At 63.4% G+C, this 26,731-nt stretch carries 26 protein-coding genes; 13 read left to right on the plus strand and 13 right to left on the minus strand.

Annotation, left to right across the window (positions count from 1 at the left end; all coding sequences use genetic code 11):
* Positions 1-41: 41 nt before the first annotated feature.
* Both AC0L21_RS00455 and AC0L21_RS00460 read right to left on the minus strand, forming a co-directional pair.
* Complete coding sequence (locus tag AC0L21_RS00455; protein WP_018454491.1) at positions 42-218, minus strand: hypothetical protein; 177 nt, start codon at positions 216-218, stop codon at positions 42-44.
* A 128-nt stretch (positions 219-346) separates the two neighbouring features.
* Complete coding sequence (locus AC0L21_RS00460; RefSeq protein ID WP_473256989.1) at positions 347-1,288, minus strand: GlxA family transcriptional regulator; 942 nt, start codon at positions 1,286-1,288, stop codon at positions 347-349.
* Between the two features lie 91 nt (positions 1,289-1,379).
* On the opposite strand from AC0L21_RS00460, the gene AC0L21_RS00465 reads away from it, so the two are divergent.
* Positions 1,380-2,066, plus strand: a complete 687-nt coding sequence (locus AC0L21_RS00465) for a DJ-1/PfpI family protein (RefSeq protein WP_473256990.1) — start codon at positions 1,380-1,382, stop codon at positions 2,064-2,066.
* A 141-nt stretch (positions 2,067-2,207) separates the two neighbouring features.
* Positions 2,208-2,840: a glutathione S-transferase family protein gene (locus AC0L21_RS00470; RefSeq protein WP_473258350.1), complete on the plus strand. Its 633-nt coding sequence runs from the start codon at positions 2,208-2,210 to the stop codon at positions 2,838-2,840.
* A gap of 361 nt (positions 2,841-3,201) precedes the next feature.
* On the opposite strand, the gene AC0L21_RS00475 is transcribed toward AC0L21_RS00470, so the two are convergent.
* A complete protein-coding gene (locus AC0L21_RS00475; RefSeq protein ID WP_354054866.1) occupies positions 3,202-3,609 on the minus strand; it encodes an NADH:ubiquinone oxidoreductase subunit NDUFA12 in 408 nt (135 codons plus the stop codon).
* A 247-nt stretch (positions 3,610-3,856) separates the two neighbouring features.
* Between AC0L21_RS00475 and AC0L21_RS00480 the strand changes: the two genes are divergently transcribed.
* The 3 genes from AC0L21_RS00480 to AC0L21_RS00490 all read left to right on the plus strand — a co-directional run bounded on the left by AC0L21_RS00480 (position 3,857) and on the right by AC0L21_RS00490 (position 7,448).
* Positions 3,857-4,537: a BA14K family protein gene (locus AC0L21_RS00480; RefSeq protein WP_473256991.1), complete on the plus strand. Its 681-nt coding sequence runs from the start codon at positions 3,857-3,859 to the stop codon at positions 4,535-4,537.
* Between the two features lie 239 nt (positions 4,538-4,776).
* Positions 4,777-5,199, plus strand: coding sequence for a response regulator (locus AC0L21_RS00485; protein WP_473256992.1), 423 nt, complete (start codon positions 4,777-4,779; stop codon positions 5,197-5,199).
* Positions 5,196-7,448 (plus strand): CHASE3 domain-containing protein, encoded by a 2,253-nt coding sequence (locus AC0L21_RS00490; protein ID WP_473256993.1) that lies wholly within the window; start codon positions 5,196-5,198, stop codon positions 7,446-7,448. The genes AC0L21_RS00485 and AC0L21_RS00490 overlap by 4 nt, the downstream gene beginning before the upstream one ends.
* A gap of 108 nt (positions 7,449-7,556) precedes the next feature.
* Here the strand turns inward: AC0L21_RS00490 and AC0L21_RS00495 are convergent, their stop codons facing one another.
* From AC0L21_RS00495 to AC0L21_RS00505, 3 genes are all read right to left on the minus strand, one after another.
* Positions 7,557-7,856, minus strand: coding sequence for a putative quinol monooxygenase (locus AC0L21_RS00495; RefSeq protein WP_473258353.1), 300 nt, complete (start codon positions 7,854-7,856; stop codon positions 7,557-7,559).
* 63 nt (positions 7,857-7,919) lie between these two features.
* Positions 7,920-8,588: a type 1 glutamine amidotransferase domain-containing protein gene (locus tag AC0L21_RS00500; protein WP_473256994.1), complete on the minus strand. Its 669-nt coding sequence runs from the start codon at positions 8,586-8,588 to the stop codon at positions 7,920-7,922.
* Positions 8,589-8,744: 156 nt separating this feature from the next.
* The gene (locus AC0L21_RS00505; RefSeq protein ID WP_473256995.1) at positions 8,745-9,503 is read right to left on the minus strand and encodes an alpha/beta fold hydrolase; all 759 of its coding nucleotides are present in this window, start codon (positions 9,501-9,503) and stop codon (positions 8,745-8,747) included.
* Positions 9,504-9,742: 239 nt separating this feature from the next.
* Between AC0L21_RS00505 and AC0L21_RS00510 the strand changes: the two genes are divergently transcribed.
* Entirely contained in the window at positions 9,743-12,622 is a 2,880-nt protein-coding gene (locus AC0L21_RS00510; protein WP_473256996.1) for an ATP-binding protein, read from the plus strand.
* 39 nt (positions 12,623-12,661) lie between these two features.
* Here AC0L21_RS00510 and AC0L21_RS00515 read toward each other — a convergent pair whose 3' ends face one another.
* Positions 12,662-13,558 (minus strand): DMT family transporter, encoded by an 897-nt coding sequence (locus AC0L21_RS00515; protein WP_473256997.1) that lies wholly within the window; start codon positions 13,556-13,558, stop codon positions 12,662-12,664.
* Positions 13,559-14,060: 502 nt separating this feature from the next.
* Between AC0L21_RS00515 and AC0L21_RS00520 the strand changes: the two genes are divergently transcribed.
* The 4 genes from AC0L21_RS00520 (at position 14,061) to AC0L21_RS00535 (ending at position 19,872) form a co-directional block, all read left to right on the plus strand.
* On the plus strand, positions 14,061-14,261 hold the full coding sequence (locus AC0L21_RS00520; RefSeq protein ID WP_473256998.1) for a hypothetical protein: 201 nt from the start codon (positions 14,061-14,063) through the stop codon (positions 14,259-14,261).
* Positions 14,262-14,317: 56 nt separating this feature from the next.
* The gene (locus tag AC0L21_RS00525) at positions 14,318-18,082 is read left to right on the plus strand and encodes a vitamin B12-dependent ribonucleotide reductase (protein WP_473256999.1); all 3,765 of its coding nucleotides are present in this window, start codon (positions 14,318-14,320) and stop codon (positions 18,080-18,082) included.
* 174 nt (positions 18,083-18,256) lie between these two features.
* A complete protein-coding gene (locus AC0L21_RS00530; RefSeq protein ID WP_473257000.1) occupies positions 18,257-19,009 on the plus strand; it encodes an AAA family ATPase in 753 nt (250 codons plus the stop codon).
* 347 nt (positions 19,010-19,356) lie between these two features.
* Complete coding sequence (locus AC0L21_RS00535; protein WP_473257001.1) at positions 19,357-19,872, plus strand: ParB N-terminal domain-containing protein; 516 nt, start codon at positions 19,357-19,359, stop codon at positions 19,870-19,872.
* A 115-nt stretch (positions 19,873-19,987) separates the two neighbouring features.
* On the opposite strand, the gene AC0L21_RS00540 is transcribed toward AC0L21_RS00535, so the two are convergent.
* Complete coding sequence (locus AC0L21_RS00540; protein WP_245313402.1) at positions 19,988-20,284, minus strand: HdeA/HdeB family chaperone; 297 nt, start codon at positions 20,282-20,284, stop codon at positions 19,988-19,990.
* 219 nt (positions 20,285-20,503) lie between these two features.
* Here AC0L21_RS00540 and AC0L21_RS00545 point away from each other — a divergent pair, with 219 nt between their 5' ends.
* Positions 20,504-21,562, plus strand: a complete 1,059-nt coding sequence (locus AC0L21_RS00545) for a hypothetical protein (RefSeq protein WP_473257002.1) — start codon at positions 20,504-20,506, stop codon at positions 21,560-21,562.
* 56 nt (positions 21,563-21,618) lie between these two features.
* Here the strand turns inward: AC0L21_RS00545 and AC0L21_RS00550 are convergent, their stop codons facing one another.
* Both AC0L21_RS00550 and AC0L21_RS00555 read right to left on the minus strand, forming a co-directional pair.
* Entirely contained in the window at positions 21,619-21,978 is a 360-nt protein-coding gene (locus AC0L21_RS00550) for a c-type cytochrome (RefSeq protein ID WP_473257003.1), read from the minus strand.
* Positions 21,979-22,129: 151 nt separating this feature from the next.
* Positions 22,130-23,137 carry an acyl-CoA desaturase gene (locus AC0L21_RS00555; RefSeq protein WP_473257004.1) on the minus strand — a complete coding sequence of 336 codons (1,008 nt, stop codon included), beginning with the start codon at positions 23,135-23,137 and terminating at the stop codon, positions 22,130-22,132.
* Between the two features lie 268 nt (positions 23,138-23,405).
* On the opposite strand from AC0L21_RS00555, the gene AC0L21_RS00560 reads away from it, so the two are divergent.
* On the plus strand, positions 23,406-24,140 hold the full coding sequence (locus tag AC0L21_RS00560) for a lytic transglycosylase domain-containing protein (protein WP_473257005.1): 735 nt from the start codon (positions 23,406-23,408) through the stop codon (positions 24,138-24,140).
* 119 nt (positions 24,141-24,259) lie between these two features.
* On the opposite strand, the gene AC0L21_RS00565 is transcribed toward AC0L21_RS00560, so the two are convergent.
* On the minus strand, positions 24,260-24,535 hold the full coding sequence (locus tag AC0L21_RS00565) for a hypothetical protein (protein ID WP_027517656.1): 276 nt from the start codon (positions 24,533-24,535) through the stop codon (positions 24,260-24,262).
* A 284-nt stretch (positions 24,536-24,819) separates the two neighbouring features.
* On the opposite strand from AC0L21_RS00565, the gene AC0L21_RS00570 reads away from it, so the two are divergent.
* Positions 24,820-25,065, plus strand: a complete 246-nt coding sequence (locus tag AC0L21_RS00570; protein WP_473257006.1) for a hypothetical protein — start codon at positions 24,820-24,822, stop codon at positions 25,063-25,065.
* Positions 25,066-25,068: 3 nt separating this feature from the next.
* Here AC0L21_RS00570 and AC0L21_RS00575 read toward each other — a convergent pair whose 3' ends face one another.
* A complete protein-coding gene (locus AC0L21_RS00575) occupies positions 25,069-25,737 on the minus strand; it encodes a cell envelope biogenesis protein TolA (RefSeq protein ID WP_473257007.1) in 669 nt (222 codons plus the stop codon).
* 278 nt (positions 25,738-26,015) lie between these two features.
* A complete protein-coding gene (locus AC0L21_RS00580) occupies positions 26,016-26,552 on the minus strand; it encodes a helix-turn-helix domain-containing protein (protein ID WP_473257008.1) in 537 nt (178 codons plus the stop codon).
* Positions 26,553-26,731: the final 179 nt, after the last annotated feature.

A 26,731-nucleotide genomic window follows, 5' to 3' on the forward strand; every position in this document is an offset into this window, starting at 1 on the left:
GCTCTGCCATCGCGAGACTGCTGGTGACCAAGCGAATGTCGTCACGCAGCGCGCCAATGTCCCTTGTGAATATCGAACTTCACGGCGCCTTCGTCACGCATCTTCAACAGGAGCGATTGGCAGTCGTCCTGGTTCTTGATGTTCACGCGCTTCATGACTTCGAAAGTCTTCAAAGGTTTTTCGCGAAGGGCAATCAGAATCTTTTCTCGATCAGTCATTGGGGTTCCTTGCATCGGGATCAGCGACGGTACGTGTTGTACTGATCGTCTGCAACGGGTGACGCAAGGCCGGGGAATATGCAAGTCTGCTCACCCGCTAAAGCGGCCTCTCCGATCGATGAATCTCCCTACCCCGCCCTTGCCGCGCGCCGTAGCGCTTGCGGCGGCTGGCCGAAAGCGCGGATGAACGCACGCCGCATGCGCTCGGGGTCGCGGAAGCCGGTCGCCTCCGCGACGAGCTCGATCGCCTCGCGCGAGGACTGCACGCGCTCGCGCGCGACCTCGATGCGCAAGCGCTCGATGGCCTTCGAGGGCGTCGTGCCGGTCTCGGCGGCAAAGGCGCGGGCAAAATGCCGCGCGCTCATGCCGGCACGGTCGGCGAGATCTTCGACCGTCAAACGGGCGTCGAGGTTCTCGCGCGCCCAGGACAGCAGCGCACCGAAGCGGCCGTTCGGCGTCTTCAATTCCAGAAGTGACGAGAATTGCGACTGGCCGCCGCTGCGGCGATGATACAGCACGAGCTGCCGCGCGACCTGTTGCGCGATCTCTTCGCCATGGTCCTCGGTCACCATCGCGAGCGCAAGGTCGATGCCCGCCGTGATGCCCGCCGACGTCCACACATTGCCATCGCGCGTGAAAATCTGGTCCGGCTCGAACTTCACCTTCGGATAGCGCGCAACGAAATCCCGCGTGCGTCCCCAATGCGTGGTGGCGCGACGCCCGTCGAGCAGACCCGCTTCGGCCAGCACATAGGCGCCCGAGCAGACGCTCGCGACCCGCACGCCGCGCCGCGCCAGCCGCTGCACGAAGGCGCGCGTGACCTCGCAACGCGCGGCATCCGTCACGCCCGCGCCTCCCGCCACGACCAGCGTCGTGATCGTATTCGCCGACTTGAAGTCGCGCGCCATCATCTCCACGCCGGACGAGCTGCGCACGGGCCCCGCGTTCACCGCCAGCACGCGGATCCCGGTCGTCGTCTTGCCCGTGCAGCGCGCCGCGATCTCGAACACGGAGATCGGGCCGGCCGCATCGAGCAACTGGAAGTCCGGGAAGATCAGGATGCCGATCATGGTCATGTCCGAAAGCGAGGGAAATACGCCATTTTGGACGGGAGGGCATCATGACAGGCTGCGTCCGTCAAGCTCATAATTGGAGGCTCTCATGTCGTCCCCGCTCCAGATCGGTCTCTTGGTGTTTCCGCGCGTCACCCAGCTCGACTTCACCGGTCCCTTGCAGGTGTTCTCCGCCGTGCCGGGTGCAAAACTGCATCTGATCTGGAAACGGATCGAGCCGGTGCCGAGCGATTCCGTGCTGACGCTGACGCCGACCATGACCTTCGCCGATTGCCCGCAGCTCGATGTGATCTGCGTGCCCGGCGGCCGCGGCACCGACGATCTGCTCAATGACGAGGAGGTGCTCGGTTTCCTGCGCCGGCAGGCCGAGGGCGCCAAATATGTCACCTCGGTCTGCACGGGATCGCTGGCGCTCGGCGCTGCCGGCCTCCTGAAGGGCTACCGCGCCGCGACGCATTGGAGCGCGATGGAGATGCTGGCCCAGTTCGGCGCGACGCCGACCAAGACGCGCGTCTGCGTCGACCGCAACCGCATCACCGGCGGCGGCGTCACCGCGGGAATCGATTTCGCGCTGACGCTGGTGTCGATCCTGGTCGACCGCACCACGGCGGAAGCGATCCAGCTCGGGATCGAATACAATCCGGCGCCTCCGTTCAATTCCGGTTCGCCGGATACTGCGTCAGCCGACGTGCTGGCGCAGGTCAAGCAACGGATCGCGCCGAACCAGGTCCGCCGTCTCGAAGCCGTCCAACGGGCGGCGGAACGGTTGAACTAGCCTCTGCCGTCATGTCGCCAACGCGCGGCACTGCTGACACGACGCTGTCAGGAGCCTGGTGCGACGATCTGGCCCGCGATTGACAGCCACGGCCGCTCCCGGCCGCGCGCACAGGAGGAGCTGACCATAGCCCGATACCGGCTGCACTGCGTCGGAGCTTCTGGCAATTCCTTCAAGGTCGCGCTGTTCCTCAACTGCGCCGGGCTCGACTGGGAGCCGGTCGGCGTCGACTTCGCCGGCGGCGAAACCCGCACACCGGACTGGCGGGCCGCAACCAACGTCATGGGCGAAGTGCCCGTCCTCGAGGCGGACGGCCTGCATATGACTCAGTCGGGCGCGATCCTGATGTGGCTCGCCGAAACTCACGGCATGTACGGCCCGACGCGCGAGGAAGCATTCGAGGCGACGCGCTGGCTGCTGTTCGACAACCACAAATTCACGTCGAGCTTTGCCCAGCATCGGTTTCAGCGCTGCTTCATGCCGGAGCCCGCTCATCCCGCGGTGCTCGCTTATCTGCGAACCCGGACCGAAAGTGCCTTCTCGATCGTGGACAGGCACCTGTCCGAACGCAGCTTCATTCTGGGCAGCCGGCCGACCATCGTCGATTTCTCGCTGTTGGGTTACCTGTACTATCCAGCCGAGGAGACAGGTTTTGATCTTGCCACGGCATTTCCGGCCATTGATGCCTGGCGCGGGCGTGTCGCCGCGTTGCCTGGCTGGAAGGCGCCCTATGAAATGATGCCGGTCGGCAACTCGCCGCGGCTTTATCTTTGAGCGGCCGCGCCAGCCGAAAAGCAGATCAAAGAAAAAGGCCGCCCGGTTTCCCGAGCGGTCTTTCCTGTCTCACGGCGGCTGCACATTTCATCGGGCGATTTCGGAGCTTGCAGACCGGGGGCCTATCTCCCGATCGAGTCCTGGTCGGCGGCCGCTGCATTTCGGGACAGTCGCGAACTGTTGCCCGAACCGAACGCGATGGTCTCCCATCTCCGTAAGATGCGACCATTGAGCCGCATCGCTCGCGTGGCTGCAACCCGCGCGCAGGACTCATCCCCGCTGTTCCCGCTGTCCACAGCAAGGCGAGGCGGATGCGGGTGCATCCACTCCGACGACAAGGGTTCAGGCGGGGATCGGGAGCCTAGCTGGGCGTCCAGGGCTGATAGTCGCCGGTCGCCTTCGGCCGCTTGCCGCTGGCGAGCGTCGAGCCCGAGGGACGGTAGGCGTTGGCCGTGCCGGTGAGATTGGGCTGGTGCGGCTTTTCCCACTCGCGCGGCTGGTAATTGTCCTGCGTCGGCGGCACATCGACGGTGTGATGCATCCAGCCGTGCCAGGACGGCGGGATACGGCTGGCCTCGGCATAACCGTTATAGACCACCCAGCGCCGCTCGAAGCCGAGCGCCGGGTCGATCGCCCCGCCGCGGGTGCGATAATAGAGGTTGCCCTGCTCGTCCTGGCCGACCAGCTCGCCGTAGCGCTTGGTCCAGAGTTGGGTGCCAAACGTCTGGCCATTCCACCAGGTGAAGAACTTGAGGAAGAATTGTTTCATTCGGCAAGGGCCCTGCTTCGTCGGGTCCTGATGCCATCCGGACGGCGAAATGTCCAGTTCGGCGCGGGCGGCGGCGCCCCGCTGCAGATCTGGTCTACCGGCACGGAACGCTGCCGCAAAGCGGACGCGATCCGTTCATGTGGGATACAGCGTCGCCATGTGAGCTTGTCCTCGCACGCAAACCCCCGTGATCCCAGGAACTCCGGCCCTTTCATGGGGTTTGCTTCCGGGAAAAGGAGTTTTGATCATGAAAAGTCTGAAAGTCTTGAGCACGGCTGCGGCAGTGGCATTGGTTATCCCGTTGGCGACGCCGAGCTTTGCCCAAAGTCGGGCCGCAGCGGTTGGAGGCGGTGCCCACATTGGCGGCGGCCTTGGCGGCGGGGCACACTTTGGCGGCGGCGGCGGTGGGGCACACTTCGGTGGCGGCGGCGCTCACTTTGGCGGTGGCGGCGCCCGCATGGGCGGCGGCAACTTCGGCGGCGCACGGATCGGTGGCGGCGGGGGCCATTTCGCGGCCGGCGCAGCAGTACGTCCCGGCGGTGGCAGCTTCGCAGCCGGCACGGCGAGCCGACCGGCCTTCTCACCGTCGTACAGCGGTACACGCAGCGTCGCGACTGCGCGCAACTGGCAGGGCGGTAGCGGCAATTGGAGTGGTCGTCACTGGCATCATCGTCACGGCGGCGGCTTCTGGCCCGGTGTCGCGGCGGGCGCTGCGATCGGCGGCCTCGGCTCGTACGCCTATTACGGCGGCGGCTACTATGACGACCCCTACTATTATGGCGACAGCTACTATGATGAACCGACAGTGGCCGTGGTCCCCGATAGCGGCGGCGATTCCGCGGGCTACTGCGCGCAGCGCTACAAGTCCTACGATCCCGCCTCCGGCACCTATCTTGGCTATGACGGCCAGCGTCATCCCTGCCCGTAAGCACACCGAGAGTACTTGAAGAAGAAGGCGTCGCAGCGATGCGGCGCCTTTTTCATTCCGGCGCCCCACCTGTTTCGCTCGCTTCGTATTCGTCATCGGCGATGCCGCGAACAACCGATGCGAGGGGACCTCTATTCACCGCACCGTGCATATCTACCCTTATCCAATCCCAAATTGACCCGACGCGCGATTCACCTGTATCAACTTGGCTGTGGGGACTTCGATGACTGGGAAGTGTCATGCCGCGCATTCTCGTGGTTGATGACGATCCGATGGTCGGCGCGACCATCGAGGTCCTCCTCCAACGTCAGGGCTTCGACGTCACGTTGACTGACGGCGGAGAAACGGGTCTGGCTGCGCTCGAAACCCAGAATTTCGACGTGATGCTGGTCGACATCTTCATGCCGCACATGCGCGGCTTCGAGTCCATTCGCATCTTTCACGAGCGCGCGCCGGCGGTTCCGCTGATCGCGATGTCCGGCTACGCCTTTGCATCGTCCGCCTCGCCCTCTCCCGATTTCCTCCGAATGGCGCTGGAACTCGGCGCGACTCGCTGTCTGCGCAAGCCGTTCACGCCGGACGCGCTGCTGACCACGATCCGGGAATGCATCGCCGAGCCGGGCGGTGGCTCACAGCCGAAGGACAAGAAAGAAGCCCCTTGATCCCAACGCAGCGCGTCATTCTCGGTGCTGGACTTGCCATCCTCCTGATCATCACCGCAGCCTCGATCGGCCTCGACGTCAAGTCACGGTCCGACGCGGCCTGGGTCAATCATACCGTCCAGGTGCTGAAGAAGATCTCCGATCTGCGCGTGCTGATGCGCAGTGCCGAGAGCGCCGCACGCGGCTACGAGATCTATCGCAACCCGAGCTTCAGCGAAGAATTCCAGGCGGTGCACGCACGGATCGCACCGGCACTCGCCGACCTCAAGCGCAGCGTGCGCGACACTCCCGAACATGTCGCGCTGCTCGAGGGCACCGAGCCGCTGGCGCTGCGCCGGATCGAGATCGCCGCCGAAGTGATGCGCCTGCGCGCCGGAAACGATCAGGCCGGCATTGCCGCGGTCCAGGGCAAGGGCGAGGGCCGCGGCCTCATGGACACGGTGATGGGCAATTTCGATCATTTGAGCGCAGAGCAAGAACGATTGCTCGCCGCGCGCTCCCAGGATTCGCGCCGCACCGGCATCGTGCTGCTCGGCATCGACGTCGCCGGCGCGCTGGTGATCCTGCTGCTGGTCGTGATGATGATGCGCGAGAGCCGGCGCAGCGAGGGCGCACTCAAGAGCACGCTATTGGAGACCACGGCCGCCAATCAGCAGCTCGAGGCCGCAGTGGCCGAGCGCACCGAGCATCTCGTCACCGCGCATGACGAGCTGCGCCTGTCGGTCAACGTGCTCCAGAGCACGTTTCACAGCATGGCCGAGGCGGTGCTGGTCATCGATGCCGAGGGCAATGTCCTTCTGTCCAATCCCGCCGCGGAGCGCATGCTGCTGCACCGGACCGGCACGAACCTGCGCAATCTGCGCGCGATGTCCAGCGTGCTTCACGGCGACGGCGTCACCCCGCTCAAGCCCGACGAGCTGCCTTCGGCACGCGTGCTGCGCGGCGAGCCGTTCGAGAACATGGAGATGATCGTCCGCCCGCACAGCGGCAATGCTCCCCGTCATCTCATGATCAGCGGCCGGCCGATGCTGGATGGGAAAGGCAACGTCTCCGGCGCGGTGCTGGTCTATCACGACGCAACCATTTCGCGCGAGACCGAGCGGCAATTGTACCAGTCGCAGAAGCTGGATGCGATCGGCAAGCTCACCGGCGGCGTCGCGCACGACTTCAACAACATGCTGACCGTGATCTCCGGCAATACCGAGACGCTGGTGGCAAGCCTGAAGCAGCAGCCCGAGCTCCAGCGCGTAGCGCGCCTGATCGACGAGGCCGCCGAACGCTGCGCCGAGCTGATCCAGCATCTGCTCGCCTTCGCGCGCAGGCAGCCGCTGCAGCCGCGCAACGTCGAGATCAACGCCGCGGTCGCGGACATCGCAAAACTCCTGCGCCCCACCCTCGGCGAGCAGATCGAGATCGAGACCGTGCTCGAACAGGGGCAGATGACCGCGCACATCGATCCGTCCCGCCTTACCAATGCCCTGCTCAACATGGCCATCAACGCCCGCGACGCCATGCCGAACGGCGGCAAGCTGCTGCTCGAGGCCCACCGCGTCGTGCTCGACCAGGCCTATGCGCAAAACAATCCCGACGTGCGGCCCGGCCCTTACGTGATGCTCGCCGTCAGCGACACCGGCACCGGCATGCCGGCCGAGGTGCAGCAGCAGGCGTTCGAGCCGTTCTTCACCACCAAGGAGGTCGGCAAGGGAAGCGGCCTCGGCCTTTCCATGGTCTACGGATTCGTCAAGCAGTCCGGCGGCCACATCAAGATCTACAGCGAAGAAGGCCACGGCACCACGATCAAGCTTTATCTGCCGCCGGGCGAAGGCATGGCCGAACTGGCCCCCACCACGACGCCGCCGGCGGAAGGCGGCGCCGAGACCATTTTCGTGGTCGAGGATGATCCGCTGGTGCGCAACTTCGTCACCGTGCAGCTCCAGAGCCTCGGCTACCAGACCGTCGCCGCGCCCGACGGCAAGGCCGCGCTGGAGCTGATCCAGGCCGGCCAGCCGTTCGATCTGCTGTTCACCGACGTCGTGATCCCCGGCGGCATGAGCGGGCGCGAGCTCGCCGACAAGGTGGCGACGATCCGCCCCGGCGTGAAGGTGCTCTATACCTCGGGCTATACCGACAACGCCATCGTCCACCACGGCAAGCTCGACGACGGCGTCATGCTCCTGACAAAACCCTACCGCCGCAACCAGCTCGCCGAGATGATCCGGAAGGCGCTGGGTGGCGGGGTGGCGGGTTAGAGTTTCTGGCTCGCGCGCCTTGGTCGAAGTCCCACCTGGAAATGTCGGTGTGGTAAACGCGCACGGCCATTACGAATGGCGATTGGGCCATTCGCGGCGTGATGCCCATCATCCAACATCCACGGCTTTCGCGATGACTGCCGTACGTTCCGCCAGTTCAGGAACCTTGGCCAAGTAGGCCTGGTAGTGCCGCGAGCTTCGATGCGCTTCGACCGCAGCGGCGTCCCGGTAAAGCTCATCAAGGACGTAACGATGGTCGTCCGAACTGTCGCGCCAGACGTCCCAGCGCAGATTGCCGGGCTCGGCCCTGCAATGCGGCGCCAGACCAACAAGGAGTTCTCTGAGCTCAACGCTCTTGCCCGGGTGAGCAACTAGAATGGCAGTGATCTTCGAGGGCATTGTTATCACCCAGGCTTCCTCGGGGGGAACGGCGGCCTTCAGGGCAGCCAAGCGATGCTCGGCTGCCTAGTTCTATTTTCTGAGTGCCGCTAGCAACTCCTTGGCCAGGAGCCCGGCCGAGGCGGGATTCTGGCCAGTGATGAGGCGCCCGTCGACGACGACGTGAGGTTGCCAGTTTGCTGCCGACGTATACTCGGCACCCTCTGCCCGCAGGGCATCTTCAAGTTCGTAAGGCACGTCTTCGCGCGCGTAGTCGTACTCTTCCTTCTTCGAGAACGATGTGAGCTTCTTGCCCTGCACGAACGGCTTGCCATCGCCAAGGTCTACCCCGAGCAGCGCGCACGGACCGTGACAAACGGCAGTTACAAACTTCCCACTGCTCCAGGCGCGCACGACTGCATTCTGAACGACAGGGTTACGCTGAATGTCGACCATCGGTCCAAGACCGCCTGGCACGAAGATGGCTTCGTAATCGGCAGCATCAACCTCAGCCAGTTTGCGACTGCGATTCAAGCGGCGAAAGGCCTTGCTTTCGAGAAAAGCCTTCTGCGCAGGATCTTTCTCGTCATAGGCATCATATGGCGTCCATCCGCCCCTTAGAGAGGCGAACTCAACGGCAATGCCTGCCTTGTCCAGCACATCGAACGGATGCGCGACCTCGGCGAAAAAGAAGCCCGTCTTACGATTTTTCGGACCGATCACGGCTGCGTTGCTGACGATAACCAGGACGTGCTGAGTCATGATACTCCCCTTGAGTTTTGTGAAGGCCCTAAGCCCAAACGTCGTAATATTCGCCAACATGGCATTGGGCAGCTGGGATCAAGCAGCGTAGAGCGGCCGCTGAAGAAAGGACACCAAGCCTCTTCAAACCGGCCCTTGTTTAGTGTGCCGGTGATATCAATCTGCTTCTCCGGCTGCGCTTTCGATGAAGGCTGCAACTTCCCGCGGATGGGAGAGCATCGCGGCATGGCTGCTCGGCAGCTCGGTAAGTTTCGCTTTTGCTCGCGAAGACATGAAGCGCTGTGTGCTGGGCGGCACCATGTGATCTTGCGTTGTCAGCATGTAGTGCACGGGCTTGTCTTTCCATGCTGCGCCGACGATCTTGTGTTCGACCGCTTTGAGTCCCCACGGAACTTGTGCTGCTGCCATGAAGGCGGTGATGGAGATATCGACATCCTGCGCAAATGCACTCGGAAACTTCGCCGGATCAACCAGAAGATAGCCGCCGCTCGGCGGCAACAACGGTGCTCCAGCCTCGCCCGGAGTAGGACGCGTCGCGAGCTCGTAGACGGATTCTCCGACCTCTGGCGCGAAAGCGGCAATATAGACAAGCTTGCGAACCTTCGGATCGCTTCCGGCTTCGGTGATGACGGCACCGCCATACGAGTGGCCCACCAAAATGACCGGCTTTCCCGCCTTGCGGATGACCTCCCGCGTTGTCTCGACATCACCGTCGAGCGTTGCAGTCGAGTTCTGGACGACCAAAACCTCATAACCGTCGCGGGTGAGAATGTCGTAGACAGCCTTCCAGCCCGAGCCGTCAACGAAGGCGCCGTGGACGAGAACGATCGAGACGGGCCTGCTTGCGGGCGTCTGCGCGAACGAAGGAAGGCTGGCCGCCATGGAGAGGAATGCTCCGAGGATCAGGCGTTTCATTGCGATACCTTTCGGACGGACGAAACTTCGATCCAGCGACTATAGTACGGTGGGCGGTGCGGGTCGGTTAAATCAGGTAAATCCGCTGTTCGTGGCAGGGGCCCGCATGAGGCTAAGGAACGCTTTGGGTCCTGCGACCAAATGCTCGCTGCAATCGTGCTTTTTTAAAAACCGCGATGTTCAGCAGCCTTGGGACGCATGATATTTCAGCGGATTGTCGCCTCGTTTGGCAGTGAAGAATGCGGGCTACCACGGAGACATTGCAGAGAGGCCGGCGTCGAGAGGAACTCACGTTTTCCTTTGGGCCATTCCAACTCGTTCCGCGCCGCCAGCTTCTTCTTTTCGATGGTCGCGCGGTCAAAATGGGCGGGCGCGCCTTTGAGCTGTTACAGCTGCTGGTGCAGCGTCGCGGCGAACTCGTCAGCAAGAATGAGTTGATGGAGGCCGCTTGGCCCGGCACCTTCCTCCACGACAGCAATCTCAAGGTCAATATGTGGAGCTTGAGGCGCTCGTTGGGCGACACGCAGGTTGAGCCCGTCTACATCGCGACGGTGGCGCGGCGGGGTTACAAGTTCATTGCGGATGTGCAAGCCAGCATCGGCGAGATCGGGGACGAACTTGCGCATGCGGAGCCGGCCAGCTTGTCGAGGCCGCCCGTGGTGCGAGGCATCGTTGGTCGCGACGCCGAGATTGCCGATATTGCCCAGGCCTTGATCGGGAGTAGACATATCACGCTGGCAGGCGCCGGCGGCATCGGCAAGACGACGGTCGCCGTCGCAGCCGCACAGGTCTTCGCACCCCGCTGCCGTGACGGCGTGTGCTTCGTCGACCTCGCGACGATTGCTGACCCCATGCTTTTCGGCGCTGCGCTGGTAACGGCCTTGGGGATCCGGGGCAATCCGGACAACAACATGACTGCCGTCCTCGATTATCTGAGGTCGCGCCAAATGCTGGTGGTTCTGGACAATTGCGAACATGTGTTGCCTGCCGCCATCATGTTTGCCGGCAGGTTCATGACGGACACATCGTCTTCCAGGCTGCTGGCCACCAGCCGCGAGCCGCTAGGCACCCCCACTGAGCATCTGATGCGGCTCGGTTCGCTTGGCTCGCCCAGGCCCGGCTCCGCCCTTACAATCGATCAAGCCATCAAATTCCCTGGGGTGCAGTTGTTTGTCCGCCGCGCCGCAGAATGGTCGGACTATCAGTTCGTCGATGACGACTGCGAAGCGGTCGCCCGGATATGCCACGCGCTCGACGGGCTTCCTCTTGCCATTGAATTGGCGGCAGCCCAGCTCGGCAGGTTCACGCCTCGCCAACTGGTGACGCTTCTCGATCAAAACCTGGGTTTTCGCGCCCCCGGCATCGACGGCGCGACGCCGCGTCATGAGACCCTGATGGCGACGATCGACTGGAGCTTCAAGCTCCTGTCACAGAGGGAAGCCAGACTGTTCGGTTTGCTGTCGGTGTTCAGTGGCGCGTTCGACGCCGAGGATGCCGTTTTTGTCGCGGAGGCTGCGGGGCTCACGCCGGTCGACGTCGTCACCGGCCTCGGCGGCCTGGTGACCAAATCGCTGTTGAACGCGCAAGTGCAAGGAGCCAGCCTTCGCTATCGGCTGCTGGACAGCACACGGCATTATGCAGCGGAGCGCCGGCTGGGTGATCCTACATCCCGCCATGCTCTACACCGTCACGCACAGCGGGTGCTCGCTCTGTTCGAACAGTCCGAGGAGGAGTGGAACTGGCGCGAACCCGCCGATTGGACGCACCGGTATCTTGGCCGCATCGCGGACCTGAGGGCAGCTTTGTCATGGGCGTTTGGCGAGGACGGGGACCCCCTCCTCGCGATCAGGCTGGCGGTGGCCGGCATTACGTTGTGGTCGGAGACGTCGATTCTTTCGGAGGCGCAGGCACGGTTGGAGACCGCGCTCGGCTTGGCCAAGTCCATTGCATGTGACGATCTGCTGCGTGCAAAGCTCGCCTGTGCGCTGGGATGGAGTCTGTTCTACGCGCGCAAGCTCTCGAACGAGAACGCGCTTGCATGGCTCGATGCCATTGCCTTCGCAAGGCGTGCCGGGGATGTCGAGTATCAGCAACGTGCATTGGTCGGGTTTGCTTTTTACCTGCTGCAGATCGGTCAAATCCCGCGTGCGATTACCCATCTTGAAGAAGCAACGGCGCTGGCCGATCGGGACCGTGACCTGACGGCGACGTCCGAAGCCGATCGCGCTTGGGCATGGGCTCACGCCTTCGCCGGCGAATTGGGCAAGAGCCGCCTGGTTCTCGATCGCCTCGCAGCGACCTATTCGCTGGCCGAAAGCCGTTCGCGCAAGGATGCGAACGAGGTTTATCGCTTCATCACCGTTCGCTTCAATCTGCCTTTCGTGGCCTGGATGCAGGGGCAAGCCGAATATGCGGCGAAGCTGGCCAACGATGCCGTCGAGGCCGCGGATCGCGGCGGTCACTGGGTGTCGCAGTCGAATGCGCTAGGCCTCGCCGCACTTCCGATCTCACTCGAAACCGGGAATTTGGCGGCGCTCGAGCATTACGCGGAGCGGCTGCGTCGCAATCTGGATCGGGAGCGCATCTCGCGCTGGATTCCGGTCGAGCGCTATTTCTCGGCCTGCCTGCGCGATTTGCGCGGAGATCTTGCGGCGGTGGAGGATATCCGTGCGGCGATCGAGGAGCTGATCGACTGTCGCTTCCTGATGCGGATCGGCAGCTATCTCGCCATCCTCAGCCGCGCCTATCTGCGACAAGGGCGGATCGAAGAGGCGCGAAAGGCGATCACAAGGGCTATTCACCATCAGGAAGATCAGGGAGAGCGCTGGTGTCGTTCGGAGCTTCAGCGGGTCGAGGCGTCCGTACTCCTTTCCGAAGGTGAGCCGCTTCTTGCCGAAAACCTGTTACAGCAGGCACTGGCTGAGGCGCGCGCGATAGGGGCGAAGACCTTTGAGCTGCGCGTAGCCACCGATCTTGCAGCGCGCTGGATAGCGGCCGGGCGCCGGCCGAAGGCCGTCCGATTGCTCACTCCGATCTACGAGCAGTTCAGTGAAGGATTTGAAACTCACGATCTGCTCGCCGCCGCGTGCCTGTTGGAGCGCGCGCGAGCGTCCGCTTAGGACGTCAGGCGGCCGGCCGCTTCATGAGTCCGCGCCCTATCACCGCGTCGCCAGCACCACCGCCGCCAGCGTGAAGACCAGCGCGGCAATCTGCCCCGCTCCCAGCGGCTCGTGCAGCGCGATCGCGGATGCCACGACGCCGATGACGGGCACCGCCATGGTGCCGATCGCGGCGACGGAGGCCGGCAGGCGCGCGAGCGCTGCGAACCAGCTGACATAGGCGATGCAGAACTGCACCACGGTCGAATAGACCAGGAGCCACCATCCGACCGGCGTCACCAGCTCCAGATGCGTGGTCTCGACGGCAAGGCCGATGATCGTGATCGGCAGGCAGCCGATCCCGATTTGCCAGGCCGCGGCCGTGATCGGCGGCAGACGGATCGGGTACTTCTTCGAAAACACCGTGCCGGCGGCGAAGCCGAGCGCGCCGCACAGCGCCATGACGATGCCCGGCAGCTTGTCCGCGGTGGCGGCAAAGCCGTTGCCGCCCATGATCGAGGCAAGCCCGGCAAAGGCCATCACCAGCGCGATGGTGCGCAACAAGGTCGGCCGCTCGCCCAGCACCGGCCAGGCGATCAGCGAGGCCCAGACCGGCATGGTGTAGGCGATCAGCGCGGCTTCGCTCGCCGGCAGCCACAGCAGCGCCAGCCCCATCAGCACCATCCAGCCGGTGACGTTGAGGATCGCGGCGGTCACGAGCCGCGGCCAGATTTCGCGCGGGACACTGAGGCTGTCGCGGCGGATCAGCGCCAGCGCCGCCAGCAGCACTGCGCCCAGCACGCCGGTGACCCCGCGCAAGGTCAGCGGCGGCAGCTCGGAGAGCAGGAATTTCGTCACTGGCCAGTTGAAGCCCCAGCCCACCGAGGTGATGGCGAGGAACATCAGGCCGGCCGGGGCGATGCGCGGTCGCAGCACCGGCCGAGTCGAATCAAGCATGTGGGTAGTCCGGCAAAATCGAGGGCAGCTTGGCGCGGATTCGCCCCTCCCACCACCACCCCGGCGGGCATGCCTGCCCTCACCTTCCGTAGCCCTACGTGAGTCCCGGTGTGGCAAGCCCGCGATCTAAAAATATACCTGCCCTGTGAACAGCGGGGTGAAGCCTCAGCGGCACCCCAAGATGGAAATTTTTTCGGTTGGGAATCCCTGAGGACTCACTGATACTTGGCTCAACAACAGGCGCGGGCCTGCCCCCTGTTATCCCCCACAATCCACCATATTTAGTATTTGATTCAGGAACTCGCACTAGTTCTTGACGGGCGTAACGGAGAGTCCTAGTTTTCGATCCGTTCGGCGCGAGTGTGTTTGCGTCCCGCCGGCACTCCCCCAAAGGGTCTGCAAAACAGCACTCCGCCAAGCCAGACAAAGGCAGCGGGATACGGGCTTGTCTGCCCGGCGAGCGGACTTTTCGGGCGCCTGAACGGGCTGGAAACAGGCTCGGATGGCAATGGTTGAAGACGTGACGTTGTGGGGCGTTGAACGCATGTCGGGCTCATCCCTTTGGGGCGGATGGGTCTGGACGTGCCGGCGGATGATCGGTGCGCGCATCGAGCAATCGCGTCGGGAGAAAACGGGCCGGGTCTACCGGCTGAACTGCGATGCCAGGGGCCAGGCGGCCGCCAAGCACCGCGAAATGAAATGATGACCCGGCACGCCTGAACGGAGGCGGTCCGGTCAAAGATAGGACGGGGCAAGACCATGCGGATTGAGCGGCGCCACACCACTTCGGGACAGTCACCTTACGCCGGCATCGAGTTCCGGCTGACCACGTCGGAGATCAGGAATCCCGACGGCTCGGTCGTGTTCAAGCTCGACAATGTCGAGGTGCCGACCGCGTGGTCGCAGGTCGCCTCCGACGTCCTGGCCCAGAAGTACTTCCGCAAGGCCGGCGTTGCCGCGCGCCTGAAGAAGGTCGAGGAAGAGTCCGTCCCCTCCTTCCTGTGGCGCTCCGTGCCCGACACCGAGGCGCTTGCCCTGCTGCCCGAGAAAGAGCGCTTCGTCAGCGAGCTCTCGGCCAAGCAGGTGTTCGACCGTCTCGCCGGCTGCTGGACCTATTGGGGCTGGAAGGGCAACTATTTCTCCTCCGACGAGGACGCCCAGACCTTCTACGACGAGCTCCGCTACATGCTGACCATGCAGATGGTCGCGCCGAACTCGCCGCAATGGTTCAACACCGGTCTGCACTGGGCCTATGGCATCGACGGCCCCGGCCAGGGCCATTATTACGTCGACCCCTTCACCGGCAAGCTGACCCGGTCGAAATCCTCCTACGAGCATCCGCAGCCGCACGCCTGCTTCATCCAGGGCGTCGGTGACGACCTCGTCAACGAGGGCGGCATCATGGACCTCTGGGTCCGCGAAGCCCGCCTGTTCAAATACGGCTCCGGCACCGGCTCCAACTTCTCGCGCCTGCGCGGCGAAGGCGAACGCCTCTCCGGCGGCGGCCGCTCGTCCGGCCTGATGAGCTTCCTCAAGATCGGCGACCGCGCGGCGGGCGCGATCAAGTCGGGCGGCACCACGCGCCGCGCCGCCAAGATGGTCGTCGTCGACGTCGATCATCCCGACATCGAGACCTATATCGACTGGAAGGTGAAGGAGGAGCAGAAGGTCGCCGCTCTCGTCACCGGATCCAAGATCAACCAGAAGCACCTCAAGGCCGTGCTGAAGGCCTGCGTCAATTGCGAGGGTTCGGGCGACGATTGCTTCGATCCCGAGAAGAACCCGGCGCTGCGCCGCGAGATCAAGCTCGCGCGCCGCAGCCTCGTGCCTGACAATTACATCAAGCGCGTCATCCAATTTGCAAAACAGGGCTACAAGGACATCCAGTTCGACGTCTATGACACCGACTGGGATTCGGAGGCCTATCTCACGGTCTCGGGCCAGAACTCCAACAACTCGGTCTCGCTGAAGGACGACTTCCTGCGCGCGGTCGAGACCGACGGCGACTGGAATCTGGTCGGACGCACCACCAAGAAGATCACCAAGACGCTGAAGGCGCGCGACCTCTGGGAGAAGATCGGCTACGCCGCCTGGGCGTCGGCCGACCCGGGCCTGCACTTCAACACCACCATGAACGACTGGCACACCTGCAAGGCGTCCGGCGACATCCGCGCCTCCAATCCGTGCTCGGAATACATGTTCCTGGACGACACGGCGTGCAACCTCGCCTCCGCCAATCTGCTGACGTTCTACGACATCCCCTCCAAGCGCTTCGACGTCGAGGGTTACGAGCATCTCTGCCGGCTCTGGACCATCGTGCTCGAAATCTCGGTGATGATGGCGCAGTTCCCGTCGAAGTCGATCGCCGAGCTCTCCTACGAGTTCCGCACGCTCGGCCTCGGCTATGCCAATATCGGCGGCCTCCTGATGACCATGGGCCTGTCTTATGACTCGAAGGAAGGCCGCGCCATCGCCGGCGCGCTGACCGCGATCATGACCGGCATCACCTACAAGACCTCGGCCGAGATGGCGTCCGAGCTCGGCACCTTCCCCGGCTACAAGAAGAACGCCGCGCACATGCTGCGGGTGATCCGCAACCACCGCCGCGCCGCCCACGGCCAGTCCAACGGCTACGAGGCGCTGAGCGTCAATCCCGTGCCGATGGACCTGGTGTCCTGCCCGCAAGGAGACCTCGTCACCCATGCGCAAGCAGCCTGGGATGCGGCGCTCGAGCTCGGCGAGAAGCACGGCTATCGCAACGCCCAGACCACGGTGATCGCGCCGACCGGCACGATCGGCCTCGTGATGGATTGCGATACCACCGGCATCGAGCCTGATTTTGCGCTGGTGAAGTTCAAGAAGCTCGCCGGCGGCGGCTACTTCAAGATCATCAACCGCGCGGTCCCCGCAGCGCTTCGCGCGCTCGGCTATCGCGAGAGCGAGATCGCAGAGATCGAGGCCTACGCCGTCGGCCACGGCTCGCTCTCCAACGCGCCCGGCATCAACGCCTCGACCTTGAAGGCCAAGGGCTTCACCGACGAGGCCATCGCCAAGGTCGAGAAGGCGCTGCCGACCGCCTTCGACATCAAGTTCGCCTTCAACAAATGGACCTTCGGCGAAGATTTTATCCGCGACCAGCTCGGCATCGGCGCCGAGGCGATCGCGGCCCCCGGCTTCGACCTGCTCCAGGCCGTCGGCTTCACCAAGCGCGAGATCGAGGCGGCCAACGTCCACATCTGCGGCGCGATGACGGTGGAAGGTGCCCCGCACCTCAAGGCCGAGCACTATCCGGTGTTCGACTGCGCCAACCCCTGCGGCAAGGTCGGCAAGCGCTATCTCTCGGTCGAGAGCCACATCCGCATGATGTCGGCGGCGCAGCCCTTCATCTCGGGGGCGATCTCCAAGACCATCAACATGCCGAACGACGCAACTGTAGAGGACTGCAAGTCCGCCTACATGCTGTCGTGGAAACTCGCATTGAAAGCCAACGCGCTCTACCGCGACGGCTCCAAGCTCAGCCAGCCGCTCAACTCGCAGCTCATCGCAGACGATGAGGACGAGGACGATGCGGTCGATCATCTCTACGACAAGCCGATGGCGGCGCGCACCGCCCAGGTCTCGGAAAAGATCGTCGAGAAGCTGGTCGAGCGCATCATCGTGATGCGCGAGCGCGAGAAGATGCCGGATCGCCGCAAGGGCTACACCCAGAAGGCGGTCGTCGGCGGCCACAAGGTCTATTTGCGCACCGGCGAGTATGACGACGGCCGCATCGGCGAGATCTTCATCGACATGCACAAGGAAGGCGCGGCACTGCGCTCCTTCATCAACAACTTCGCCATCGCGGTGTCGCTGGGTCTCCAGTACGGCGTGCCGCTCGACGAATATGTCGACGCCTTCACCTTCACCCGCTTCGAGCCGGCGGGCCCCGTGCAGGGCAACGACAGCATCAAGTACGCGACCTCGATCCTCGACTACGTCTTCCGCGAGCTGGCGGTGAGCTATCTCAGCCGCTTCGACCTCGCCCATGTCGATCCAAGCGAGACCGGGTTCGACGTGCTCGGCAAGGGCGTCGAGGAAGGCAAGGAGCCGGATGACCACGGCCAGCGCGCCTCCAAGCTGGTGTCGCGCGGCCTCACCCGCTCCCGCACCGACAACCTCGTGGTGATGCGCGGCGGCTCGACCGCGGTCGCCCAAGGCAACGACAGCGCGCCGGCCGGCGGCTCCAAGGTCACCTCGCTCGCCTCCCACGGCGCAGGCCGTGCCGGCGACGTCCTGGAAGGCGCGGTCGCGCTGAAGCAGGAAGTGGCCCACGACCTCTCGCCCACCGAGAAGCTGGAGGCCCTGCAATGGAGCAAGGCCGGCAGCGCGCAAGTCGCGGTCCCCAGCAAGGCCGAGCGCCGCGCGGAAGCGAAGGCCAAGGGCTACGAAGGCGAGATGTGCAGCGAGTGCGGCAACTTCACGCTGGTGCGGAATGGCACCTGCATGAAGTGCGATACTTGTGGAAGCACGACGGGATGTTCGTGAGAGTTAGCTTACGGCAACGTATCGCGTCAGCACCATAACACACTCCGGCGGTCGCTTTGACCGCCGGAAGCGCTTGAGGAACGAACCATGAATCAACACTCTAGTGCTACTGCACTCACAGTCCAGCCGATCTCTGCCATCTAAGGCAGCCCCCATGTCAGCTCATAGTAGACCATGCACATTTCGTCAGTGACTATCGAAGCTTTCAAGCGGGTCAAGCAAGTTGAACTAAGCTTGGCTGATGTCACTATTCTGATTGGAGGAAACAACTCCGGCAAATCATCTGTTTTGCAGGGGATCCACTTTGCCGTGACAACGTTGCAATCGGCACGATCGGCAAGTCTTTCTCCGAATAAGCCCATAAACACGCTCGGCTTCGAACAGCTAATCTTCAAGCCCGCCAGCGACCCGATGAAGCTGCATCATGCCGCGGACATGAATACCGCTAAGGGCCCCGTATTCACGTTTAACTACGCAACCGATGCTGCGCCCGACGATCCTAAGCAATTTCGTTTTATGATGCGTCGAGGCAAGAATGCGAACTTAAGCCTCACATTTCAGCACAACAATCATTTCTACGGCCTCGCGTCCGATAGAAGCCGTCCCCTCTCAGTATTCGTCCCAGGACTAGCAGGTGTAGCTCTCCGAGAGGAGCGTCGCACTGACGCAATCGTTGCGACCGGTCTCGCGCAAGGTGACGCGAACTTGTACCTGCGCAACATTCTATTACGGCTGCTTAGTGATCCTCCGCGGCTGAAACAGTTTCATTCTATAATTGGTGAACTCTTCGAAGGCCTGAAAATACAATCCAACTACGACGAGCGTCTGCATCAGCACATAGAGATACTTGTGAAGGTGGGAGACCAACTTTCACCCCTTGAGCTCGTTGGAACTGGCACACTTCAAGCATTGCAACTCGTCGCATAGAGCGGAGCGAAAGCCATCATTCGGCGATCGATGTTGATGGGTTTCGCTCCGCTCTACCCATCCTACGAGCTTCGTCCGACTTGAAGTGCGGGATGAAATTTCCCATGAGGAGCTCCGATCAAAAAGCTTCTTTTGGTTGATCTTTTTGCTGTATCACGCTCCGCGCGAGTAACCCTAATCGCTTACAAAAATGCTCGCGCACAAGGCCTGGTCCCGCGCGTGAGTGCCAGGACGCCGCAAGCCAGCACCCCGCCGCCGAAATTACCTTTGCGGTCGAGCCCTTCCCTCCTAAACTCCGACCACCGCCGGCATCGGTTCCGACGGCCCGGTAGAAGCGGAGTGAAGTTATGCCCAAACCGGAAAGCTTCCCGATCGAGAAGATCTTCGTTCCCACGAAGCAGAAGAAAGCCATCAAGCCCGAGATCGTCGGGGAGATCGCTGAAAGTATGCTGGACATCGGGCAGCAGGAACCAATTTCCGTTCGGATCGACGGAGACCGCCTCGTTCTGGTCGAGGGACTGCATCGGCTCGAAGCCTGCAAGGCGCTGGGCGAGACAACCATTATCGGTGTCATCGTCCCGGCGGAGGTCGCTCAACACAGGCCGCTGCTGTCCGAAGGACCCGCAGTCGAGGCCGAGCGCATCAAGATGGCGCGATTGAAACAGCTGCGCCTCGAGAAGGAAGCCGCGGAGGCATCGACGGCTGCCTTGAAGAGCGTCAACGCAACGGAAGCGCCGCGCAGCCGTCCGGCGAAAGGCGCCCGCGGCAATCCGAAGGCATCACCGGGCCGGACCGTGGGATCGACACCGAAAACATTGTCGGACTGGATCACGCAGCAAAAGGGCCACGGCGGCCGCTATTGATGGCCGGCGATGACGGTGCAGTGCACTTGACTGTCGATGTAGATTCAATGCACGTCGCCGTAACGCGTTATGGTCAGGCCGACACGACCGCAAACGCCCGCGCCCTCCTCGGCCGCTACTTCGTATTGGCCTCGACGGCCTCCAGCAGCGGCATCTCGCGATGCGACTCGCAGAAGCGCGAGAGCTTGTTGCCGTTCTTGTTCAGCGCTTGCGTGTCCACAACGGGATTGTTGCGGCGGCCGGCGTAGAACCCGGCGAGCCAGACGTTCACGGTCTGCATGTGGGTAATGCGCTGGGTGATGTACTGGTCGCAGCTGATCTTGGAAACGTCGACCAGCACCTGGGCCTTGGCCGGCACGGCCAGCAGCAGGGCCGCGAAGGCACCAAGGATGATCGCTCTTGTCTGAACCATATTTTCCTTCCGATGAATGTCTGCACGGTGGCGACGGTCGGGGGCTGCCTGCTTGATCCAGATCAAGGGCGCCCGTTGCATACCCGGCGACCGCCCCACCCCGAGGCCTCGCCATAATTTCTCCTTCGCACGCGCGTTGTGTTGGATCGTGGCGAGCCTTATCGTTCCGATCGGACTGCCGCACTCCCATTGACGCCCGACTGGATCGAGAGCGCATCGGTGCCCGAGACGAACGACCCCAAACCTGACGACCACAAGCCAGACGCGCCCAAGCCTGACGCCCCCAAGCCGGACGCAGAGCGCGCCGATGGCGGGCTGGCGCGGGCTTACGACCGGATCAAGAGCGCGGAGCAAGACCTTGCGCGGCTGGACCGGCTGGTTTCCGGAATGGAACGCGGCAACGAAGGCCCGCGGGTCTCGCGAGCAAGCGCCGGGGCGGAGGCTGTCGAGACTCCCAAGGACAAGGCTCCCGAGGCCAAGACTTCCAAGAGCACGGCGCTGGCGCCGGCTAGCACGGTTCGCAACCAAGGCCTGAAGGGAAATCGGCCCATGCTGCGCGCTCTGGTCGGTCTCGTGCTGGCGATCGGGATTCTCGGTGCCGCCTTCGCTTCGCAATATCGCGACGAGGCCAGGTCCATGAGCAGGTCGATCATGGCGCGATGGGCTCCGCCGGCGGCGAGCGAGCCTCCGCAAGCGTCCACGGTTGAAAGTCCGGCGCAGCCGCCGGCCGTGCAGCTCGCTGCCGCGGATGAGCCCGGCACGGTGCCCACGCCGCCGGTCGGCAAGGACACCGAGAGCAATGCAGGGTTTGACGCTTCAAGAGCCGACGCTTCAAGGCCTGACGCTTCAAAAACCGGCGCCACGGCGCCTGACCCCTCGTCGTCCGATCTCGCGCAATCGCTCAAGACCATCACCAGCGAGCTTGCGAGCATGAACGGAAAGCTCGAGCAACTGAAAAGCCGCAACGAGCAGACGCTGCGCGAGCAGGCCGAGACCATTCAACAGCTCAAGGCGGCGCAGGAGAAGGATGCGGCGGCCAATGCGCGCCTCGCCGCACAGGTCCAGGCGCTGCAAAAGGAGCTGACGACGTCATCCGCATCTTCATCCGCACCTGCATCCGCGAAACCCGCCGCGCGAAGCGTGATGAACAACGATGCGGCTACGCCTGCACGGCCGCACGCGCAGGCGGCCGCACCTCGGCGACCCCGGCCGTCGCGCGGGCCCTGGATGCCCCCGCCCTATATGGTCGATCCCTACTACGGCGATCCGGATTGGTGAGCCCGCGAGGCGGATGAGCCGACGGCGCGAAGCGAAGCGACACCCCTCAACCGCGGCTAGTCGCTCCTCAGGCTCAGGATGTAGCTCGCCAGCGCATCGGCCTGATCGGACGTCACGATCAGATTCGGCATGTTCTGGTGACTGGTCTTCAGGAACACTTTCAGCGAGAGCGCAGTGGTGCCCTTGCGATTTGCGATGGCTTCGAATCCCGGGGCCGTATCGAACAGTCCGGCCATGCCGGGCTCGACGGCGTGACACGTCTGGCACCACGCTTGCGCAAGACGATGCCCCTCCGATGCCGTGCGCGCGGCCGGCCTGGGTGCCCCGCCGGCGCTGTGGACGATCATGACAAGAAACAGCCCCGACAGCGCGATCAGGATCCCCAGGCCGAAATAATTGCGAATGCTCCGCGACATAGCCATACCTCGCGCTTGCTTGGCAGCTTGCGAGCGTAGGCCCGGCGCGAGGACGCAGAATTGATCCCGATCAAGAACTGCCCTTGCGAACCCCATCGTACGATGACGGCGAGTGATGGGTTTCGCTTCCGCTTGACCCATTCTACGGGAGTCAGACCATCGCTTCCGTATCTGCCACTGGACGTTTCCCGTCCTCTGAATCTCCGGAGCGAGCAGTCCTGCTTCCCGCCGCAAAGATGTCGTGCACCAGCCCGAGTTTCCCCAGCCCCAGAATGATCAGGCCGTTGATGTCGATCTCGTACCAGGCGTGCGAAATGTAGGCGTCGCGCGGAAACCGGTGATGGTTGTTGTGCAGGCCTTCACCGAAAGTGAGGATCGTGGTCACGAACTCGTTGGTGGTGCCGTCGTCGAGATCGAAGCGGCGGTAGCCGTAGCGGCCGTCGCTGTGGCAGACCGAGTTGACCAGCGACGTCGCCATGGTCATGAGGTAGCTGCGGAACAGGCCGGAGAACAGGATACAGCCGGTCATCGTGTGCACGCCGCCAAAGGCGTAGCCGATCGCGCCCGGAATGATCACCGCCGAGAGCGCGTACCAGTACCAGCGCGTCCTGGTGAAGAACATGGCGATCGGATCGGCCAGGATGTCCTTGGCGTAGTATCCGGCATCGGTGGTGGCCTGGTCCCACACCCAGCCGCCTTGCGCATGCATCATCCCCTTGGCGAAGGTGACATAGGGGTTGCCGTCGCCGTCATAATAAGGGCTGTGGACGTCGCCGGGCTTGTCGGAGTGAAGATGATGCCGGCGATGATTGCTCACCCATTTCAGGATCGAGCCCTGCACCGCCATGGTGGCGATGGCGGCGAACAGCGTCCGCATCACCGGACCGCAGCGGAAGCTGCGGTGCACGAAATAGCGATGCATGAAGCCGATCCCGACCGTGGACAACGCGAACGTGCCGGCGAAGACCGAAACCTCCACCCAGCCGATGCCTTGCCAGAAGGCCCAGACCAGCGCCGCGATCGAACCGCCGATCATGATGACGAACGAGATGTAGGAATCGCGAAACTTGGCCTCGACCACCGGCCCTTCGACCAGCACGCCCGGCGGCATTTTCCGCTCCGCAGCTTCCGCCGACACCACGCTTTCGATCACGGTCATTCCAGCCGATCCATTCACACAAAATTAACCCTGTTGCGGCGCACAGTACAACCTCGGGTTATTTCCATCAAGGATTGGAGCTGCCGTGGGAGTACGGAGCGGCGACTTGAAAGACGCGACCGGAGGAAAAAGAAGCCGGGATTTCAAGGCCTGGTGACAGCGTTAACCAGGTACAAAGCCTCCGCGATGCACTCCCACAAGACCGATGCCAGGACGAAGCAAGCCCCTCCTCTCTCGCCTTCGCAAGCTCCGGCGTAGCGCGCGATGGATGCGAAAGACTTTCGCGCGCGCACCGCGGATGGTTCGGATCGCGGGCGGCATGGCGATGCTGCTTGCGGTCGTCGTGCTCGTGAATATCGCCTATCAAACCATGCGCAAGCCGACCGAGCTGTTCGTCCTTGTCGGCCACGCGCTCGACAAGGAGCCATCGGAGACCTGGCGGCAATACGGGCCGCTGTTCCGCAAGCATGCCACCGCGACGATCACGCCCGAATTGCTGGCCGCGCTGGCGCAGGTCGAGACATCGGGCAATCCGCTCGCGCGCACCTACTGGCGCTGGCGATGGAGTTTCAATCCGCTCGCGATCTACCGGCCCGCCTCCAGCGCCGTCGGCCTGTTCCAGATGCTGGACGGGGCCTACGCCGACGCCGCCCGGTTCTGCGTTCGCGGCAATGCGGTCACGGAAGCCGGCTGCGGTTCGACCTTCCTCTATGTTCGCGCAATCCCGAGCCACGCCATCGAGCTGGCATCGGTGTATCTCGACCGCAATGTCGCTGATGTTCTCGCCCGCGCGGGCGATGTGAAGGCGAGTGCGCGCGAGAGGCAGGATCTCGCCGCCTTCATCCATCTCTGCGGCGCTGGCCCCGCCACGGCCTACGCGCGCCGCAAGTTCCAGATGATCGCCGACGAGCGCTGCGGCGATCACCTCGTCGCGAGCTACGTCGCCAGGGTCAACGCGATGAAGCGGCAGTTTGTGCGGCTTGCTGCGGATGACGGCGGTTAGCAAAGGAGCGTAGCCCGGATGAGCGAAGCGACATCCGGGAATGCTGCGGTAACGTCCCGGATATCGCTTCGCTCATCCGGGCTACAGGCGCCAATCAATTCCGCGTCCGTCGGTGGCCTTCACCACCAGTACGGCCAGCGCCAGCCCTCGTAGCGGACATACGACGACACCAGGGGCGGGCCGTAGGGATCGACCCGGTCGTCTTCCGGGCGATAACGATAGCGCGGAACGATATTGTAATCCCACGGCGTCGGCCTGAGCACCGGGACATCCACCCTCAACCGTTGTTCATCCACCACGCGGGCCTTCCGCGCCCGGGCTTCGGCATCCGATATCCCGAGATTACACAGCACCAAGGCGGTTCCGAGCGCACACGCGACAGTCATGATCTTCATGCGTTTGTCTCCTTGCCGCCAGAGTGCAAAAGGACGCCAGGCAAGGCAAGCGAATTTGCGATCAAGCATTGCCGGAACGACCGATGCTGGCCGCCCCGCCTCCATCAGCTTCATCCGCTGCTTGTCCCACCGGCTCTGCTCCGCTTCCGCGCGCTCTCCAGCGCAGCGTGCTGCGCTTTGATCGCCTCCGCTCTCGCCTGGATTGCAAACAGCGATCCAACACGCTAAACGTCTGCGATTGAAGCAAATCGATTCCGGCCTCCGGGGGATATATGTGCAAGCTGATGGCATCTTTGGTCGTGGCGTTTTTGTCCCTGGGTATCTCGATGGCCAAGGCTGCCCCCGTTTACGAGTGTGGCGGCAACGCTGCCTGCCAGGCTAAGCGCGAGCGCATGTCCCAGGACGCTTACGATCGCAACATCGGCCGGTGCCTGACCGCAGCGGGCGCCACGCGCGAGCAATGGCGCGCCCATGCCGTGCCGCGCGCGCAGGCGGACAAGGTCCGCGCCTGCCTCGAAGCACGCGGCTAAGCCCTACTCCCGCGCGCGACGCACAGCCTCCGCCAGCTTCATCCGCTGCTTGTCCCAACGCGTCGCCTCCGCCTCGGCGCGTTTGTCGAGTGCGGCTCGCTCAGCTTCAATCGCCTCCGCCCGCGATTCGTGCTGCCGCCTCGCCTCGTCCAGCGCCGCCTGCGCGCTCGCGACCGCTTTCTCGCGGCGCGCGCGCTCCTTGGCGCGGGCGGCCTCTTCCTTGCGGCGCTCGGCTTCCCGCCGCCGCTCTTCCTTCTCGAAAGCCGCGGCAGCCTTGCGCGCCTGTTGAGCGTCGATCTTGCTGGATGGTTGCTTTGCAGCCTTTGAAGGACGCTTCTTCGGCTTGGACTTGGCTTTGGACTTGGACTTGGTTCTAGACTTTTTTGGCTTGGCCTCGTCGTCAGCGAGATCGGTCGGCAACTCGGAATGCTCGGTGAACGCCCCGTCCGATCCGACCGGACGCCGGAGCACCACGCCCGGCTTCTCCATCGTCGCCGCGACGATGTCGGGATCGTCGGTCTCCTTCGCGGCGCCCTGATGAAACAGATTGGACCTGGCGCCCCAGGCATCCAGCGCCGCCTTCATCGAGGGCGCGGCGATCGCCTGGTCGTAGAATCCGAGCGAGGTCTGGTAGGTCTTCAGTTTTCTTTTTGGTTTTGCTTTCTTTGGCATGTCGCTCCGCAGCTGGCGAGCCACCAGCTTCCAGCGGCGCCATCTTGCCATACTGCCCCTGTTTTGCCCGACGAGTCAAATTCGATTCGGTATCGCCGAAGTCGAGGCGAGGCCGTAGCCCGGACGGTGCCCGCGGCGCGATTCCCGGATTGCGCTGCGCTCCATCCGGGCTACGGCCAATACCAACTCTTTTTCGGATTTCCAACACACTGAAATCCCTCGAGATTTCTACTGTGCATGGGGTTGTTTTCGACGTTTTTATTTTGACGGGGTGCTGACTACGCCGCGTCGACATCCTCGGGCGCCGGCCTCGCGACGAGCCCGTCGAGGCCGACCATCAGCAGATCGGCGATGTGCATCAGCTGATACAGCGGAATGTCCGCCAGGCCCTCCTCGGCCAGCGAGACGAAGGCAGGCGTGGCGCCGATGAGCTCGGCGAGCTGGCTTTGCGTGTAGCCGCGTTTTTCGCGCGCAGCCCTGAGGCGCTCGCCTATCCCCAGCCGGTGTCGGGACTGCTCGTCCGCGGTCATCATCACGGCCTGCTCGTCCGCGCTCGCATAGCCGTCCACGAACGCGCTGCCGATCAGCCTGCCCTTGCGCCAGGCAACCCGGCAGTCCTTGCGCAGTCCGCTGCTGAAGACCAGCGTGAACTGCTCGGCGACCCAGAGCGAGGCGTTGAGGCCGAGGCGCGCGCCGGTGCCGGAGACATCGCGGATCGTGCAGGGCGCGCTGATGATCTTGCCGGTGCCGTTGTCGAACTCGACAATGCCGGTGCGCAGCGTGTGATGCCTGACTGCGGCGCGATGCTCGCTCATGACCAGAACACTCCCTTCCGCCGCGACGTCGAACCGACGCAGCTACAAATTCCGGACCTCGATACCGCAGAGTTTTTCCTGAACTCCTAAGTTTCCAAGGGTTCCGCCATGACTGAAAGCCATGGTAAAGGATTTGCTCCCAATCCATCTTTTTCCGGCGGAAAGCGTGCGGCGCGCCC

The sequence above is a fragment of the Bradyrhizobium sp. WSM4873 genome, from assembly GCF_055811355.1.

What these genes read in the sequence shown, in the direction of transcription:
- AC0L21_RS00510 (WP_473256996.1), top strand. Translation starts at nt 9,743, where the DNA reads ATGCGGGCTACCACGGAGACATTGCAGAGAGGCCGGCGTCGAGAGGAA.
- AC0L21_RS00515 (WP_473256997.1), bottom strand. Translation starts at nt 13,558, where the DNA reads ATGCTTGATTCGACTCGGCCGGTGCTGCGACCGCGCATCGCCCCGGCC.
- AC0L21_RS00535 (WP_473257001.1), top strand. Translation starts at nt 19,357, where the DNA reads ATGCCCAAACCGGAAAGCTTCCCGATCGAGAAGATCTTCGTTCCCACG.
- AC0L21_RS00560 (WP_473257005.1), top strand. Translation starts at nt 23,406, where the DNA reads ATGCGAAAGACTTTCGCGCGCGCACCGCGGATGGTTCGGATCGCGGGC.
- AC0L21_RS00520 (WP_473256998.1), top strand. Translation starts at nt 14,061, where the DNA reads ATGGCAATGGTTGAAGACGTGACGTTGTGGGGCGTTGAACGCATGTCG.
- AC0L21_RS00565 (WP_027517656.1), bottom strand. Translation starts at nt 24,535, where the DNA reads ATGAAGATCATGACTGTCGCGTGTGCGCTCGGAACCGCCTTGGTGCTG.
- AC0L21_RS00575 (WP_473257007.1), bottom strand. Translation starts at nt 25,737, where the DNA reads ATGCCAAAGAAAGCAAAACCAAAAAGAAAACTGAAGACCTACCAGACC.
- AC0L21_RS00480 (WP_473256991.1), top strand. Translation starts at nt 3,857, where the DNA reads ATGAAAAGTCTGAAAGTCTTGAGCACGGCTGCGGCAGTGGCATTGGTT.
- AC0L21_RS00555 (WP_473257004.1), bottom strand. Translation starts at nt 23,137, where the DNA reads ATGACCGTGATCGAAAGCGTGGTGTCGGCGGAAGCTGCGGAGCGGAAA.
- AC0L21_RS00485 (WP_473256992.1), top strand. Translation starts at nt 4,777, where the DNA reads ATGCCGCGCATTCTCGTGGTTGATGACGATCCGATGGTCGGCGCGACC.
- AC0L21_RS00530 (WP_473257000.1), top strand. Translation starts at nt 18,257, where the DNA reads ATGCACATTTCGTCAGTGACTATCGAAGCTTTCAAGCGGGTCAAGCAA.
- AC0L21_RS00550 (WP_473257003.1), bottom strand. Translation starts at nt 21,978, where the DNA reads ATGTCGCGGAGCATTCGCAATTATTTCGGCCTGGGGATCCTGATCGCG.
- AC0L21_RS00465 (WP_473256990.1), top strand. Translation starts at nt 1,380, where the DNA reads ATGTCGTCCCCGCTCCAGATCGGTCTCTTGGTGTTTCCGCGCGTCACC.
- AC0L21_RS00500 (WP_473256994.1), bottom strand. Translation starts at nt 8,588, where the DNA reads ATGACTCAGCACGTCCTGGTTATCGTCAGCAACGCAGCCGTGATCGGT.
- AC0L21_RS00460 (WP_473256989.1), bottom strand. Translation starts at nt 1,288, where the DNA reads ATGATCGGCATCCTGATCTTCCCGGACTTCCAGTTGCTCGATGCGGCC.
- AC0L21_RS00475 (WP_354054866.1), bottom strand. Translation starts at nt 3,609, where the DNA reads ATGAAACAATTCTTCCTCAAGTTCTTCACCTGGTGGAATGGCCAGACG.
- AC0L21_RS00455 (WP_018454491.1), bottom strand. Translation starts at nt 218, where the DNA reads ATGACTGATCGAGAAAAGATTCTGATTGCCCTTCGCGAAAAACCTTTG.
- AC0L21_RS00540 (WP_245313402.1), bottom strand. Translation starts at nt 20,284, where the DNA reads ATGGTTCAGACAAGAGCGATCATCCTTGGTGCCTTCGCGGCCCTGCTG.
- AC0L21_RS00505 (WP_473256995.1), bottom strand. Translation starts at nt 9,503, where the DNA reads ATGAAACGCCTGATCCTCGGAGCATTCCTCTCCATGGCGGCCAGCCTT.
- AC0L21_RS00570 (WP_473257006.1), top strand. Translation starts at nt 24,820, where the DNA reads ATGGCATCTTTGGTCGTGGCGTTTTTGTCCCTGGGTATCTCGATGGCC.
- AC0L21_RS00525 (WP_473256999.1), top strand. Translation starts at nt 14,318, where the DNA reads ATGCGGATTGAGCGGCGCCACACCACTTCGGGACAGTCACCTTACGCC.
- AC0L21_RS00580 (WP_473257008.1), bottom strand. Translation starts at nt 26,552, where the DNA reads ATGAGCGAGCATCGCGCCGCAGTCAGGCATCACACGCTGCGCACCGGC.